Here is a 13,602-nt window from a genome sequence, read left to right as displayed (position 1 = left end):
GTGTCGAGACGGTCGACTCTCGGGAGGAACAAGTGGGGATCTGTGTCCGCTGCGGAAATCAGCGAGATCCAGCCAGCCGGAGCTGTCCGCACTGCGGGGCCGGGGCTGCGCCACCTGTCCAGGCGGCGCCGGTGACGGCTCCGTTCGTGGAGACCCCGGGTCCGCCGACCAGTTCACCGGCGTCCTGGCCGCCGCCTGTTCCGACGTCGCAGGTTCCCGGTCCGGCGCCGCGCGCGTCGGCCGGAGCGAAGATTCGGCAGCTCTTCACGCGGCCGCCCGGGTATCAGAATGTCTTTGTCTGGCTGGTGACCGGGATGCTGCGCAATCCGCGCGGCCTGATCGCCGCGTTGCTCACCACCTGGTTCAACCTGCCGGCGGCGATCATGCTCGGCGGGGTCGGGATGGTTGCCGGAGGCATCGCCGGGTACGTCGGCGGCGCGCTCGGCGGTCATCAGCAAGCGGACTCGCTGGCCAACAACATCCCACTCCTGAACGGTCTGCTCGGCAGCGCACTGCTGCAGGGCGGCGGCATCCTCGGCATGCTGCTGGGGATCGCGGCCGGTGCCATCGGCGGTTTCCTCCTGGGGCTGTTGCTGCCGTGGCTCTTCGTCGCCGCAGCCAGTCCGATCGAGGGTGTCGGCCGCTTCTTCGGCCAGCTCGTGGTCGCCGCGCTGTGCGGTTTCCTCTACACGATGTACAGCATCGCCGCCGAGGGCTGGATCATGCGGATCCAGGGAGCGCGACAGCCCAGCCGCCGCGAGCGTGAGCTGATCGAGCCCGTCCTGGCGGAGTGTGCGCGCCGGATGGGCCTCGCTTCGCTGCCACGACTGCTGATGTCCGACGACCGGGAGCCCAACGCCGCCGCCGGCGCGCGCCACATCCTGGTGAATCGGGGCTTCCTCACCGAATTCGAGTACGAGATCGAGCCCTTGGCCGGCGTGCTCTGCCACGAGCTCACGCACTGGCGCAACGCGGACGCCATCTCGAACATGTTCATCCGTGGCATCGCGCTCCCGCTCTATCTGTCGTACACGGCCTGCACGTGGTTGCTGCAGCTGACCCGCGGCACCATCGCGTTCATCATCATGTTCATCACCTGGCCGATCCTGGTCAGCATCAGGTACGTCCTGATGCCGCTCCAGGCCGCCGGCTGGCGCGCCGCGGAGTACCGGGCCGACCAGGGCGCGGTCTTCGCCGGCTACCGGGATGGCATCCGTCAGGTCTTCGTCAAGTTCCAGCGCACTTTCGACGGCGCGAACAGCGGCTGGGACCTGGCCATCCTTGGCACCCATCCGCCCACCGAGCTGCGGCTCGAGCGACTCGAGGCGCCGGGCGTCGACTACCCGCTGCCCGACGCCGGCGGCCCGGCGGCACCGACGCCGGTCATCATCACCGGGTCGCTGGCGAGGGACTGATGAACGCTTCCTGGCCGCAGATCCCGCCGTTCGGGCTCGAACCCCGCCGCCAGGTGTTCCTCGGCTGGGACGCCCGCGGCGGCTACAAACGGTGCTGGAGTGCCCCCGAGGATTCGGTCGGCATCGTCGGCCCGCCGCGCTACGGCAAGACCTCCGGCCTGATCATCCCCTCGGTGATGTGGTGGGAAGGCCCAGTCGTCTGTACGTCGACCCGCGGCGACATCCTCGGGTTCACCGGAGACCGCCGGCGGGCGCTCGCGGCGCCGTACGGGGGAACTGTCCGGGTGTACGACCCGTTCGGCAGCGAGTTCCCCGAGCTCTCGATGCGATGGTCGCCGCTGGCCGACTGTGAGAATCCGTCGGTCTGCTATCGCCGGGTCGCGGCGATGACAGCCGTTGCCGGACAAGGGGTTTCGGACGGCGACCACTGGCGAGGCGGCGCCGCGGCGATCCTGCGCGCGTACTTCCATGCGGCCGCACTGGAGGGGTTGCCGATCTCCGTCGTACGGCGCTGGCTCACGGCACAGGAGACACGTGACCCCACGGCGATCCTGCGGTTGTCGTCGAGCCCCGGAGCCATGTGGGCCGATGATCTGGACGCGGTCAAGCTGCTCGGTGATCGTGAACGCGGCAGCTTCTATTCCGTTGCCCGCAACACGTTGGAAGCGACCTCCGAGCCGACCGTCCTCGCCTCGTGCTCGCAGAACGACCTGGACATCGACGAGTTCCTGGAGAGCAGGTCGTCGCTGTTCATCATCGGTCCGTCGCACCAGCAGCAAGCGATCGCGCCGCTGATGGCCGGCCTCGTCGACAGCATCGCGCAACGCGCCTCCGAGCTCGCCGCCGCCCGCGGCGGCCGGCTGGACCCGCCGCTGCTGCTGGCCCTCGACGAGATCGCCAACATCGCGCCCCTGCAAAGCCTCCCGTCCCTGGTGAGCGAAGGCGGCGGCCGCGGCATCATCACGCTCTGGGCCACGCAATCCCTTGCCCAGTTGAGGAATCGGTACGGCGTCGAACAGCAAGCCGCCATCCTCGCCGCGACCACCGCCAAACTGATCTTTGGCGGCATGTCCAACGGCGAGGACCTGCACAACATCTCCTCCTGGGCCGGCGAACAACTCCAGTCCAACAGCAGCACCCAGCTAGGCCCCCAAGGAGCCCCATCCATGACCGGCTTCGGCACCGGCCCCGGGGGCATCAGCGGCGCCACCAACACCCAGGGCACCACGATAGGCACCATCTACCGCCCAGCCCTCCCCATCAACGCGATCCAGATGCTCCCCCCGTTCCACGCCTGGCTCTTCTGGCGCAGCGACCCGCCGTTCCAGGTGGAGTCCCGGCCCGCCGGCGCCATCCCCGAGTTCGCCCAGCTCAAGGGATTCACCCATGACCAGCACCGATGATTACGAATACCTCGCCAGGGTCTTCGAGGCGGCGGGTGAGTCCGTGGACCGTCCCAGCGGCCTCTGGCGTCACCACGGTGACGAGTTCGAGTACCTGTCGATGGTGGACTGGAGCTGGCATCCGCAGGGCGACGTGCCGTTGCCACATCCTGACCTTCGGGTGCCGATCTCTGCCGAGCAGGCGCAGACGCTGCTTGCGGATCGTCAGCGGTTCGCGAAGTACTGGGTGCTGTACCGGAGCCCGGCGAAGGGCGACCTCCATGAGGACGCTCTGATCTACCGGCAGCTGCGGAGCCCCGAGCGTCTGGTCGAGGAGGGCTTCGGTCGTGACGGCACCTGGGTCGAGACCCGCGACATCAGAGATTTTCAGGTCGGCGGTCCCCACGGCGTACCCGACTTGGAGCCGATAGACACCGCGACGGCGGAACGGCTGATCCACGAGATCAGCGGAATCAGCGGCGCTACCGCAATTCACCCGAAGGGATCTACCGCATGACCACCGACGACTACGAGTACCTGGCACAGGTTTGGCCCAACGAGACGGTCGACGCTCCCAGTGCGTTGTGGCGTAGGAGCAGCGGCGCGCCCGAGTACCTGTCGTCGATCGACTGGGAGTGGCACGCCGGCACCGAGGAGTTCGCGGACCGACCAGCCGACATCTTCGTCCCGATCACCGCGGACGAAGCCGAGGCGCTGCAGTCCGACCGGCAGCGGTTCGTCCGGTACTGGTCGTACCAGCACCCGCACGGGGTGGGTAAGCCCGAGAAAGAGAACCGCGTCTACCGCCAGCGCCGCAGCCCGGAGCACGTCCTCGAGGAAGTCTTCGGACCGGACAACGCATGGGTCCCGACGCGGCTGATCCGCGAGTTCATCTTCGGCGATCCCGCCGACCGTCCTGAGATGATCAGGATCGACCAGGCGGCGGCCGAGCAACTGATCCAGCAGACCCGCGGCGTCACGGGGGCCACGGAGCTGTGAGCTCAGAGTGGCGCGGCGTCGCCCACGAGGACGGTCTGTATCTGTCCGCGCTGCAGAATGCGGCTGTCGAGAAAGCTCTTGGCCTTGCCCAGGACAAGCAGGGGGTCCTCGACGGGGTGATGGCGGGGCTTGCCGGCGATGTTGCCGAGCTAGGTGGTGAACTGGTCGGCCTGAAGTACTCCGTGAAGAGCCTCAGCTCGGCAAGGAGCAAGGTCGCGCGCGCTGGACTCGAGCCCGATGACGACGACATCGAGCGGCACACGTTCGACTTCAACCGCTACACGATGACGTTTCCGGCGGACCAGTACGCCGACGGCGCGCGGACAGTGTTCAACGGTTTGGAAGCGCAGGGATTCACGCCGGAGCGGAGAACGAATCTCTGGGATCAGCACGACTACAAGGGATTCAACACCAGGTGGAGCACGCCGGACGGTCACAGGTTCGAGCTCCAGATTCACACGCCGCAGAGCTGGGCCGCCAAGGAGGACAACCACCTCCTGTACGAGATCGCCCGCGGCGGCGACTTGAACGACGCCGAGCGGGAAGGCGTTCAGTACCTGCAGGCCGAGCGCTACGAGGGCATGGAGGAGCCTCCTGGGCACGCCGACGTGATCGACCCCGTCGAGCCGGACAAGGCACCGAAACCACCGCCCGAGCGGATCCGGCAGCAGATCGAGGAGAAGATCGAGCGGCTGGAAGAGCTGAAGGCCGAGTCCGACCGGCTGCGCGAGCAGGCCGACCGCGAACGCGAGGAACAGGAAGCCCGCGACCGGGAGAACCGGGAGCGGGAGGAAGAACCGGGTTCTGCTGGTGAGGTGGTTGAGGACGGGAGTGACCTCGAGCGGGACGACGAGGTTGATCGGCGTGAGCTGATCGAAGACGAGGCTGACACGGAGACCGTCGTACTCGACGAGACCGAACGGCAGGAGTCGGACACCGAGACGGAGCAGCAAGCCGAGGCGGATGCTGATCAGCAGGCCGAGGAAGACCAGCAGGTCGAGGAGGATGCGCAGGCTCAGGCTGAGGAGGATGCTCAGCCTGAGTCTGAGGAGCAGGCCGACCAGGAGTCTGAGCAGGAGAACGAAGACGCCGAGACTGAAGCTCAGGCCGAATCCGAGACCGAACAGCAGGAAGAGGCCGACGCCGAGGCAGAGGCTCAAGCTGACGCGGATGCGCAGGCCGATGCTGATCAGCAGGCCGAGGAAGACCAGCAAGTCGAGGACGACTCGCAGGTCGAGGAGGACGCGCAGGTCGAGGACGACTCGCAGGCCCAGGCTGACGAGGATGCGCAGCGCGAGTCTGACGAGCAAGCGGACCAGGAGTCTGAGCAGGAGAACGAGGACGCCGAGACCGAAGCTCAGGCCGAATCCGAGACCGAACAGCAGGAAGAGGCGGACGCTCAAGCTGACGCGGATGCTGATCAGCAGGCTGAGACGCAGGTCGATCAGGACTCCGAGCAAGAGAACGAGCACGCCGAGACCGAAGACCAGGCCGAATCCGAGACCGAACAGCAGGAAGAGGCCGATCAGGAGACCGGTCGCGAGGGTGATGCCGACGCGGAGGCGGACGCCGAGGAAGTGCCTGCGCCGGAGCCCGAGGCTGACGCGGAGGCTGAGGCTCAGAACGAGTCTGAGGTTGATGCTGAAGCCGAGGCAGAGACCGAGGTCGGCACTGAGACCGATGCCGATGCCGATGCCGAAACTCAAGCCGACACCGAGACCGAGTCTGAGGTCGGCGCTGAGAGCGAGGCTGCGGGTGGGTATGAGGACTCGGATGACGCTCGGGTGGCGGCTTCCATGGAGAGTTCTGGGGAGTACGACGGCGGGGACGACGACTACTCGTACGACAACTCGGCTGGTGACGACATGGGTAGGGAGTGACGATGCCTAAGCCACCGTGGGTTTGGGACGAGAAGGAACCGCACGAGCGGGAAGGCAACTGGGACAAGCTGGCTGCTTGGGTGGCTTGGCTTGAGGAGGCTTATGCGCCGTGGGTGCTGCTGCCGCCTTGCTGGCCGGTGCATGAGGGGTTGCGGACCGAGTTGACGATGTACTGGTACTGGCACAAGTGGGTGATGTCGACCGCGGTGAATCCGATCGACGGGGTGCGCTGGCACAACGAGATCCGGCGGTCGGCGAGTGCCTGGCGGGAGTTGGCGACGTGCCGGCACGAGCCGCCGGTGGCGCATCACGGGCAGATCATGGCGGCCCGGTTGGTCAAGCGCGACGAGTACCTTGCCCAAGCACGTCGTACTGAGGAGTCTTGATGGTGCAGACGCAGGCCAGTCCGTTCGTCGAGCCGTGGCAGCCGACGCCGCGCGCCAAGACGATCATCGCGGTGGTGACCGCGGTGATCGTGGTGCTGTCAGCCGCGACGTACGTCGTGCAGCGGATCTGGGTGACGCCGGAGGCGGCGGTCGAGGGGTACTTCGGTGCGCTCGCCGACCGTGATGTCAGCAAGGCCGCGTCGTACATCGAAGGCAGCAGTACGGCGACCAGCGACATCGTGAAGTCGGAGCAGTACGTGGCGCCGACGAAGGTGAAGGTCGGTGCGGTCGAGGGCGACAAGGTGAAGACCGTGAAGGTCAGTTTCTTCGTCGGCGACCAGCCGATGAACGCCGAGATTCCCTTGCACCGCAAGAAGGAACTGACTCTCGGCCTGTTCCGCGGCTGGGCGCTCGACGGCGACCTCCCCTCGATCCAGATCAGTACGTCGGCCCCGGTCGACGTCCAGGTCAACGGCAAACCGCTTCCGCCGGAGGCTCAAGAGTCCCGGGTGCTGCAGGTGTTCCCCGGCCGGTACGTCGTGAGTGTCGCGGACAACCCGCTCATCGACAGCACGCCGGTCGCAGTCAACGCGGCCTCCGGCGAGAACGAGGCGAACCTGGAGCCGAAGATCAAGGCCGACGCCCACGCCGCGGTGGACGCGCAGATCAAGGAGTATCTGAAGGGCTGTGTGACCAAGAACGTCGAGACCTGCCCGTTCACCTCCTCGATCTCCAAGCAGGTCTGGCGAATCGACACCTATCCGACGATCGAGGTGCGCCTGGACGAGAGCGGCGCGGTCCGCGTCGAGACCGCGACCCGCGGCAAGGCGACGGTCACCGGCACCGGGTACGGCGGCTACGCGACCAACGACAGCATGTCGTTCGACCTGTCCGGATCAGTCGTCGTCGACCAGGGCAAGCTCAAGTTCCAACCGGAGTGATGATGAGCCAACCGACCTCCCGCAAGGTGGCGGTCATCGCGTTCGCCGGCAATCTCGTGGTGTGCGCGCTGATCGGTACCAGCCTGCTCTTGATCCGCTCTCCCGACAGTACAGCGGCCGCCGCCGTACCGAACCCGAGCACACCGACGACCCCGGCGCCAACCCCGACACCCGCTCCAAGCAGCACCACCCCCACCAGCGAACCGCCGCCCAGCACCACCCCGACACCGGCCGCCGCCTTCAAGGACGTCTCCGGTCCGGCCGGGATCACCACCAAGATCCCGAGCGGCTGGACGGCCAAGGTCCGCGCGGGCAAGGCCGACGCGCAGGCCACCGATCCCGCGCAGCCGACCAGCTTCCTCCGGTACGGCGGTTCGCCGTCACCGAGCCAGCCGCTGATCGATGTGATGCGGAACGCCGAGCGCAACTTCAGCACGCAGTACCCGGGCTACAAGCTGATCGCGCTGCAGCCGGGGACCTGGCGGGAGCACGAGTCGGTCACGTGGACGTTCGAGTTCGATACCGCCGCCGGTCGCAAGCACGTGGACTCGACGTACTGGCGCGCCGGGCAGGACGACTACGTGCTCTACGCGTCCGCGCTGGTGACGAACTGGCCCGCGATGCAAGAGATCTACACAACCGCCCGCGACGCGGCCCAGCCGTGAAGGCAGGACTGACCCGATGAACCCTGATGAGGATCCCGCCAAGGCAGTCGAGCGGCTGCATCAAGAGCTGCTCGCTCAGCCCGACAGCAGCGAGCTGCGGGCGCAGCTGGCCTGGGCGATCCGGCGGATGACCGAGGCGTCGCTCGCGGTCACGATCTACGAGGTGCGGCTGATCGCGAGTGAGCAGCAGCGCGCGATGTGCCGGGAGGCAGCGGAGCGGATCCTCGAGCTGGCGCCGTGGGACGACGAGCTGCGGACCTTCGCGGACGGCCTGGCGGCCGAGGTCGAGAGCGGCGGGCGCTGGGTGTGGCAGAGCCGGCCGACGGCGATCGCGCTGGCGGTCTGCGCTGTCGTCGTCGGGCTCGGGCTGGTCGTGACCGGCGGCCTGACCGGCGACGTCGTCCTGGTTGTCGTCGCCGGCGTGCTCAGCAGTGCCGCCCTGGCCGGGATCGTGCTCGCCTTCCGCCGGCAGAGCTGGCAGATCGCCGCGCGCGCGGCCGCACCGGTCATTCAGTACGCCGGAATCTGACCCGGAATGGGGAGCGCCCGGCTGGCGTTGTCACGGATAAGGTAGTTTAATAGTGAACTACCAAGTCGAAGGAGGACCCGATGCAGTTCGGGGTGTTCAGCGTCAGCGACGTGACCCAGGATCCGACCACCGGTACGACGGCGAGCGAGGGCGAGCGGATCAAGTCGATGGTGGCGATCGCACTCAAGGCCGAAGAGGTCGGCCTGGACGTGTTCGCGACCGGCGAGCACCACAACCCGCCGTTCGTGGCGTCGTCACCGACGACCATGCTCGGGTTCATCGCCGCGCAGACCTCGAAGCTCGTGCTCTCCACCTCGACGACCCTGATCACCACGAACGACCCGGTGAAGATCGCCGAGGACTACGCGATGCTGCAGCACCTCGCCGGCGGTCGCGTCGACCTGATGATGGGCCGCGGCAACACCGGCCCGGTCTACCCGTGGTTCGGGCAGGACATCCGCAACGGCATCGCGCTCGCGGTCGAGAACTACGCGCTGCTCCGCCGCCTCTGGCGTGAAGACGTCGTCGACTGGGAAGGCAAGTTCCGCACGCCGCTGCAGGGGTTCACGTCGACACCGCGCCCGCTGGACGGCGTACCGCCGTTCGTGTGGCACGGTTCGATCCGCTCACCGGAGATCGCGGAGCAGGCGGCGTACTACGGGGACGGGTTCTTCCACAACAACATCTTCTGGCCGGCGTCGCACACCAAGCAGATGATCGACCTGTACCGGCGGCGGTTCGAGCACTACGGGCACGGCGCCGCGGACCAGGCCATCGTCGGACTCGGCGGTCAGGTCTTCATGCGCAAGAACTCGCAGGACGCCGTACGGGAGTTCCGGCCGTACTTCGACAATGCGCCGGTGTACGGGCACGGGCCTTCACTGGAGGACTTCACACGGGAGACGCCGCTGACGGTCGGGAGCCCGCAGGAGGTCATCGAGCGCACGCTGAAGTTCCGCGAGCAGTTCGGCGATTACCAGCGGCAGCTGTTCCTGATGGATCACGCGGGGCTGCCGTTGAAGACGGTGCTGGAGCAGTTGGACATTCTTGGTGAAGAGGTCGTTCCTGTTCTGCGCAAGGAGTTTGCGGCGCTCAAGCCGGCGCATGTGCCGGACGCGCCGACTCACGAGTCGTTGAAGACCGCGGCGCAGCGTGCACGTGATTTGGAGACGCTATGACCGCCGAGCGAGTGATCGCGGTAGTGACCGCCGGGTTGACCACACCTTCGTCGTCCCGGCTGCTCGCCGACCAGCTGGCGGCCGCCGTACAGGATGAGTGGTCGGCACGGGGGCAGACCTCGCGGACCGAGGTGATCGAGGTTCGCGACCACGCCCACGACCTGACGAACAACCTGCTCACCGGCTTCCCGTCCGCCGACCTGGAGAAGGTGCTCGCCACCGTCACCGCGGCGGACGCGTTGATCGTGGTCTCGCCGACGTTCTCCGCGTCGTACAGCGGGCTGTTCAAGATGTTCTTCGACGTCCTCGACGACAAGGCTCTGGCCGGCAAGCCCGTCCTCCTCGCCGCCACCGGCGGCACCGAGCGCCATTCCCTCGTCCTCGACTACGCCCTCCGCCCCCTCTTCGCCTACCTCAAAGCCGTCCCCGTCCCCACCGGCGTCTACGCCGCCTCCACCGACTGGGGCCCCAACGCGGCGACCCTCCGCCCCCGCATCACCCAAGCCGCCACCGAGTTGGTCGCCACCCTCCACAACGACCCCGCACCCAAACTCGACCCCTACGCCAACCCCACCCCCTTCGAAGATCTCCTCAACAGCTGATACTTGGAGACATGAGGCGGTGGGCGGGGTTCTTCTTCGTGCTGAGCGCGGTTGCGCTGACGGCTGGCTGGTTCGCGCGGGATGGTGATCAGCCGCTGGAGGAGCCGACAGGGGCGACCGCAACCGTGGTGAGCGATCCCGGAGTCAGTTCCGCGGCGGGATACTTCGTCGCGGCGGGGATGTCAGCGGCGATCGGGCTCACGCTGGTCGTTCTGCGGGCGCGCGGCGATCAGCAGGGCAATGCCGTCCAGAATCGTCGTCAGGCCAAACGTTAGGGCGTGCGCCGGATCCATGGCCGACTGGAAGTGTTCGCCTACTGAGGATCCGACGCGGCCGGCGGTGGGGAAGGCGATGCTGGAGCCGGACATGACGTGGGTGAGAGTGGGCGCGATCTGACGCCACCACTCCTCGTCGGAGAGGCCGGAGTCGCGTTGGGTGCGGAGTTGTTCGGCGCCGGCGCGCGCGGTGCCGGTGACGTGGGTGAGGATGAGAGCAAGGGCGGAGTCCATCTCGACGTCGGTGAGACCGAGGCCGTCGAGGGGGCGTAGTTCGGCTTCGTACTTGAGGGTGATGTTGGGTCCGAGCGCGGTGCGGACCGTGGGGACCTCATGGATCCACGGGTGCCGAGTCAGTACGTCGAAGTTCCGGCGCGCGACGAATTCGAGGGCCGACCGCCAATCGGGCTGACGCGCCGGTTCGTCGACATCGGCGTACAGATCGCCGTACACATGGTCGAACATCAGGTCGGTGAGCTCGGCCTTGCCGGGGACGTGAGTGTAGAGCGTCATCGTGCCGGCCTTGAGCCGCTCGGCGATCACTCGCATCGAGACGGCCTCGAGGCCCTCGGCGTCGGCGAGCTCGATCGCGGCGTCGACGATCGCGCGCACGGTCAGCCCGGAGCGGCCGGGTTTGGTGTGACTGCCCCACAACAGCGCCAGACTGCGTGCCGGATCGGCGGCCGCCACCTTTTTTCCAGCCAACGGAACAAACTCCCAGCGCTCGTCGTTGCCTCGATGGTACCTGAGTCGTACGGTGTACGGTACAGTCTACGGCTCAACCCCGAACGAGAGGTGGGAAGTGACGGACCAACTGGTGATCGAGGCTGCCGATGTGCGGAAGAACTACCGCGGCGGCACCGAGGGGGCAGGCCTGAACGGCTTCGATCTCGAAGTCACCGCCGGCACGGTGACGGGCCTGCTCGGCCCGAACGGCGCCGGCAAGACAACCGCGGTGCGGATCCTGTCCACGCTGCTGCAGCTGGATTCCGGGACCGCGGCAGTCGCCGGGTACGACGTACGCCGCCAGGGTGCCGAGGTACGGCGGCGGATCGGGCTGGTCGGGCAGTACGCGGCAATCGACGAGGTGCTGACCGGCCGGCAGAACCTGGTCATGTTCGGCCGGCTGAACCATCTCGGCCACGCTCGAGCGGTCCGGCGCGCGGACGAACTGTTGGAGCAGTTCAGTCTGACCGCGGCGGCCGGGCAGTCGGTCGGGAAGTACTCCGGCGGCATGCGGCGCCGGCTCGATCTGGCGGCCAGCCTGATCGTGGCGCCGACCGTCCTGTTCGTCGACGAGCCGACGACCGGGCTGGATCCGGCCGGGCGGCTCGAGGTCTGGACGGCGATCCGGCAGCTCGTCGACAACGGCACGACCGTGCTGCTCACCACGCAGTACCTGGAGGAGGCGGATCAGCTGGCGAACCGGATCTCGATGCTCAAGGACGGCAAGGTGGTCGCGGAGGGTACGCCGGACCAGCTGAAGACCCAGCTCGGTTCGGACTGGCTCGACCTGGTGCTCGTCGACCCGGCCGAGGTTCAGGCCGTGCTCAACCTGGCCGGACCGCTGGCGAACGGCGAGATCCGGGTCGAGGGCACCCGGATCAGCGTGCCGGTGAAGGACCGCACCCGCGCCCTCACGGTGATGGCGAACTCGTTGCACGAGGCAAGAATCGAACCGGAGGACATCACGTTACGCAGACCGACGTTGGACGAAGTGTTCCTGCACCTCACCGGAGCGGCCGCATGAGCGCGCTCGGTTGGGCCGTCGCGGACGGCTGGACGATCGCTCGCCGTACGCTCACGCACTGGCGGATGCAACCGGGGCTGATCCTCTTCTCCTGGGCGTTCCCGGTGCTGATGCTGCTGATGTTCGGTGGCTTGCTCGGCGGTGCGATGGAGTTCCCCGAAGGGGAGTCGTACTACGAGCTTCTGGTGCCGGGGATCTTCGCGCTGACCATGCTGTTCGGGCTCGAAGGCACGATGACCGCGGTCACCCAGGACAAGGACAAGGGCGTGACGGACCGGTTCCGCTCGCTGCCGATGAGCTCCGCCGCGGTGGTGCTCGGCCGCTGCCTGGCCGACATGCTCGACACGATGGTGGCGCTCGCCGTACTGGCTGTGGCTGGGTTCGCCCTCGGCTGGCGCTGGCACGACGGACTGCCGTCGGCGCTGGCGGCGTTCGGACTGCTGCTCCTGCTGAGATTCGCCTTGCTGTGGGTCGGAATCTTCATCGGTCTCTCGGTGAAGAACGCCCAGAGCATCACCGCCGTCCAGGTCCTGGTCTGGCCGGTCGGCTTCCTCTCCAGCGCCTTCGTCGCCACCTCCACGATGCCGAACTGGCTGGGCACGATCGCCCAGTGGAACCCCCTGTCCGCCGCCGCCACCGCATCCCGAACCCTGTTCGGCAACCCCGACCCGTCGGCCACCGCCAGCTGGATCGGCAGTCACTCCGTCCTGATGGCGATCATCGCGCCGCTAATCCTGACCGCGATCTTCCTCCCGCTCTCAGCCCACCGCTACCGAACCCTCGCCCGCTAACCGATCCGGGGCCCCGGCAGACCGCCGGGGCCCCTACGGCACCAACTGGCCGCCGTTCACCTCGATGATCTGGCCGGTGACGTACGACGACATGCGGTCGGAGGCGAGGTAGAGGACGGTGCCGACGCATTCGTGCGGGGTGCCGGTGCGGCCCATCGGGATGGTGTTGACCATGGCCTGCATTTGGTCGGCGGCGGTGTGGCGGTCGTGGAAGGGGGTGGTGATGACGCCTGGGGAGAGGGCGTTGACGCGGATGTTGTCGGGGGCGAGCTCTTTGGCGAGGCCGCGGGTGAAGGTGCTGACGGCGCCTTTGCTGGTGGCGTAGACGACCGAGCCGCCGGCGCCGCCGGTTCGGGCGGCGATCGAGGTGACGTTGACGATCGAACCGCCGCCTTGAGCGCGGAAGACCGGGACGATCCGGCGGCTGAGCGCGAAGACCGAGGTCAGATTGACCTCCAGGATCCGCTGAAAGTCCTCGTCCGGTACGTCGACGATCGGCGACCGCTTCACCAGGTCACCGGCGTTGTTCACCAGTACGTCGATCCGCCCGTGCTTGGCGAGGACCTCGTCGACCAGGGAACCGGCCGAGGCCGGGTCCGCGAGATCGGCCTGGTGCAGGGACGCCGTACCGCCGGCTGTCTGCACCGCGGCGACGGTGTGCGCGGCGCCCTCGGCGTTGCGGTGGTAGTGGACAGCGACCGTGGCGCCGGTCTGGGCGAAGCCGACCGCGACCGCTGCTCCGATCCCGCTGCTCGCACCCGTCACCAGTACGACCTGGTCCGTGAAATCGAGATATCCCATGCACCCCA

Annotated in this window: 15 protein-coding genes; 13 read left to right on the top strand and 2 right to left on the bottom strand. The window is 67.5% G+C overall.

The annotated features are described in order from the left end of the window. Positions 1-131: 131 nt before the first annotated feature. The 11 genes from ABZS29_RS26965 to ABZS29_RS26915 all read left to right on the top strand — a co-directional run bounded on the left by ABZS29_RS26965 (position 132) and on the right by ABZS29_RS26915 (position 9,977). Positions 132-1,415: a M48 family metalloprotease gene (locus tag ABZS29_RS26965; RefSeq protein ID WP_355465784.1), complete on the top strand. Its 1,284-nt coding sequence runs from the start codon at positions 132-134 to the stop codon at positions 1,413-1,415. Next, the gene (locus ABZS29_RS26960; protein ID WP_355465782.1) at positions 1,415-2,818 is read left to right on the top strand and encodes a type IV secretory system conjugative DNA transfer family protein; all 1,404 of its coding nucleotides are present in this window, start codon (positions 1,415-1,417) and stop codon (positions 2,816-2,818) included. Before ABZS29_RS26965 ends, ABZS29_RS26960 begins: the two co-directional genes overlap by 1 nt. Continuing rightward, positions 2,802-3,314: a hypothetical protein gene (locus ABZS29_RS26955; RefSeq protein WP_355465780.1), complete on the top strand. Its 513-nt coding sequence runs from the start codon at positions 2,802-2,804 to the stop codon at positions 3,312-3,314. Before ABZS29_RS26960 ends, ABZS29_RS26955 begins: the two co-directional genes overlap by 17 nt. After that, entirely contained in the window at positions 3,311-3,796 is a 486-nt protein-coding gene (locus tag ABZS29_RS26950) for a hypothetical protein (RefSeq protein WP_355465778.1), read from the top strand. The genes ABZS29_RS26955 and ABZS29_RS26950 overlap by 4 nt, the downstream gene beginning before the upstream one ends. Further along, the gene (locus tag ABZS29_RS26945) at positions 3,793-5,676 is read left to right on the top strand and encodes a hypothetical protein (protein ID WP_355465776.1); all 1,884 of its coding nucleotides are present in this window, start codon (positions 3,793-3,795) and stop codon (positions 5,674-5,676) included. Before ABZS29_RS26950 ends, ABZS29_RS26945 begins: the two co-directional genes overlap by 4 nt. 2 nt (positions 5,677-5,678) lie before the next feature. Further along, positions 5,679-6,062 carry a hypothetical protein gene (locus tag ABZS29_RS26940; protein WP_355465774.1) on the top strand — a complete coding sequence of 128 codons (384 nt, stop codon included), beginning with the start codon at positions 5,679-5,681 and terminating at the stop codon, positions 6,060-6,062. Next, the gene (locus ABZS29_RS26935; RefSeq protein WP_355465772.1) at positions 6,062-7,003 is read left to right on the top strand and encodes a hypothetical protein; all 942 of its coding nucleotides are present in this window, start codon (positions 6,062-6,064) and stop codon (positions 7,001-7,003) included. The genes ABZS29_RS26940 and ABZS29_RS26935 overlap by 1 nt, the downstream gene beginning before the upstream one ends. Before the next feature lie 2 nt (positions 7,004-7,005). Next, positions 7,006-7,668: a hypothetical protein gene (locus ABZS29_RS26930; protein ID WP_355465770.1), complete on the top strand. Its 663-nt coding sequence runs from the start codon at positions 7,006-7,008 to the stop codon at positions 7,666-7,668. Between the two features lie 16 nt (positions 7,669-7,684). Further along, entirely contained in the window at positions 7,685-8,197 is a 513-nt protein-coding gene (locus ABZS29_RS26925; RefSeq protein ID WP_355465768.1) for a hypothetical protein, read from the top strand. A gap of 80 nt (positions 8,198-8,277) precedes the next feature. Beyond that, the gene (locus tag ABZS29_RS26920; protein ID WP_355465766.1) at positions 8,278-9,375 is read left to right on the top strand and encodes an LLM class flavin-dependent oxidoreductase; all 1,098 of its coding nucleotides are present in this window, start codon (positions 8,278-8,280) and stop codon (positions 9,373-9,375) included. Next, positions 9,372-9,977, top strand: coding sequence for an FMN reductase (locus ABZS29_RS26915; protein ID WP_355465764.1), 606 nt, complete (start codon positions 9,372-9,374; stop codon positions 9,975-9,977). Before ABZS29_RS26920 ends, ABZS29_RS26915 begins: the two co-directional genes overlap by 4 nt. Positions 9,978-10,159: 182 nt before the next feature. On the opposite strand, the gene ABZS29_RS26910 is transcribed toward ABZS29_RS26915, so the two are convergent. Beyond that, positions 10,160-10,957 carry a TetR/AcrR family transcriptional regulator gene (locus ABZS29_RS26910; RefSeq protein WP_355465762.1) on the bottom strand — a complete coding sequence of 266 codons (798 nt, stop codon included), beginning with the start codon at positions 10,955-10,957 and terminating at the stop codon, positions 10,160-10,162. Positions 10,958-11,054: 97 nt separating this feature from the next. Between ABZS29_RS26910 and ABZS29_RS26905 the strand changes: the two genes are divergently transcribed. Then, positions 11,055-12,002, top strand: coding sequence for an ATP-binding cassette domain-containing protein (locus ABZS29_RS26905; RefSeq protein ID WP_355465760.1), 948 nt, complete (start codon positions 11,055-11,057; stop codon positions 12,000-12,002). Continuing rightward, the gene (locus tag ABZS29_RS26900; protein WP_355465758.1) at positions 11,999-12,793 is read left to right on the top strand and encodes an ABC transporter permease; all 795 of its coding nucleotides are present in this window, start codon (positions 11,999-12,001) and stop codon (positions 12,791-12,793) included. Before ABZS29_RS26905 ends, ABZS29_RS26900 begins: the two co-directional genes overlap by 4 nt. Positions 12,794-12,826: 33 nt before the next feature. On the opposite strand, the gene ABZS29_RS26895 is transcribed toward ABZS29_RS26900, so the two are convergent. Next, complete coding sequence (locus tag ABZS29_RS26895; RefSeq protein ID WP_355465756.1) at positions 12,827-13,594, bottom strand: glucose 1-dehydrogenase; 768 nt, start codon at positions 13,592-13,594, stop codon at positions 12,827-12,829. Positions 13,595-13,602 lie beyond the last annotated feature (8 nt).

It is taken from the genome of Kribbella sp. NPDC005582 (assembly GCF_040605415.1).
Classification (GTDB): Bacteria; Actinomycetota; Actinomycetes; order Propionibacteriales; family Kribbellaceae; genus Kribbella.
Note: the sequence above shows the minus strand (reverse complement) of the source record. Positions and strands in the feature narration are given on the sequence as shown.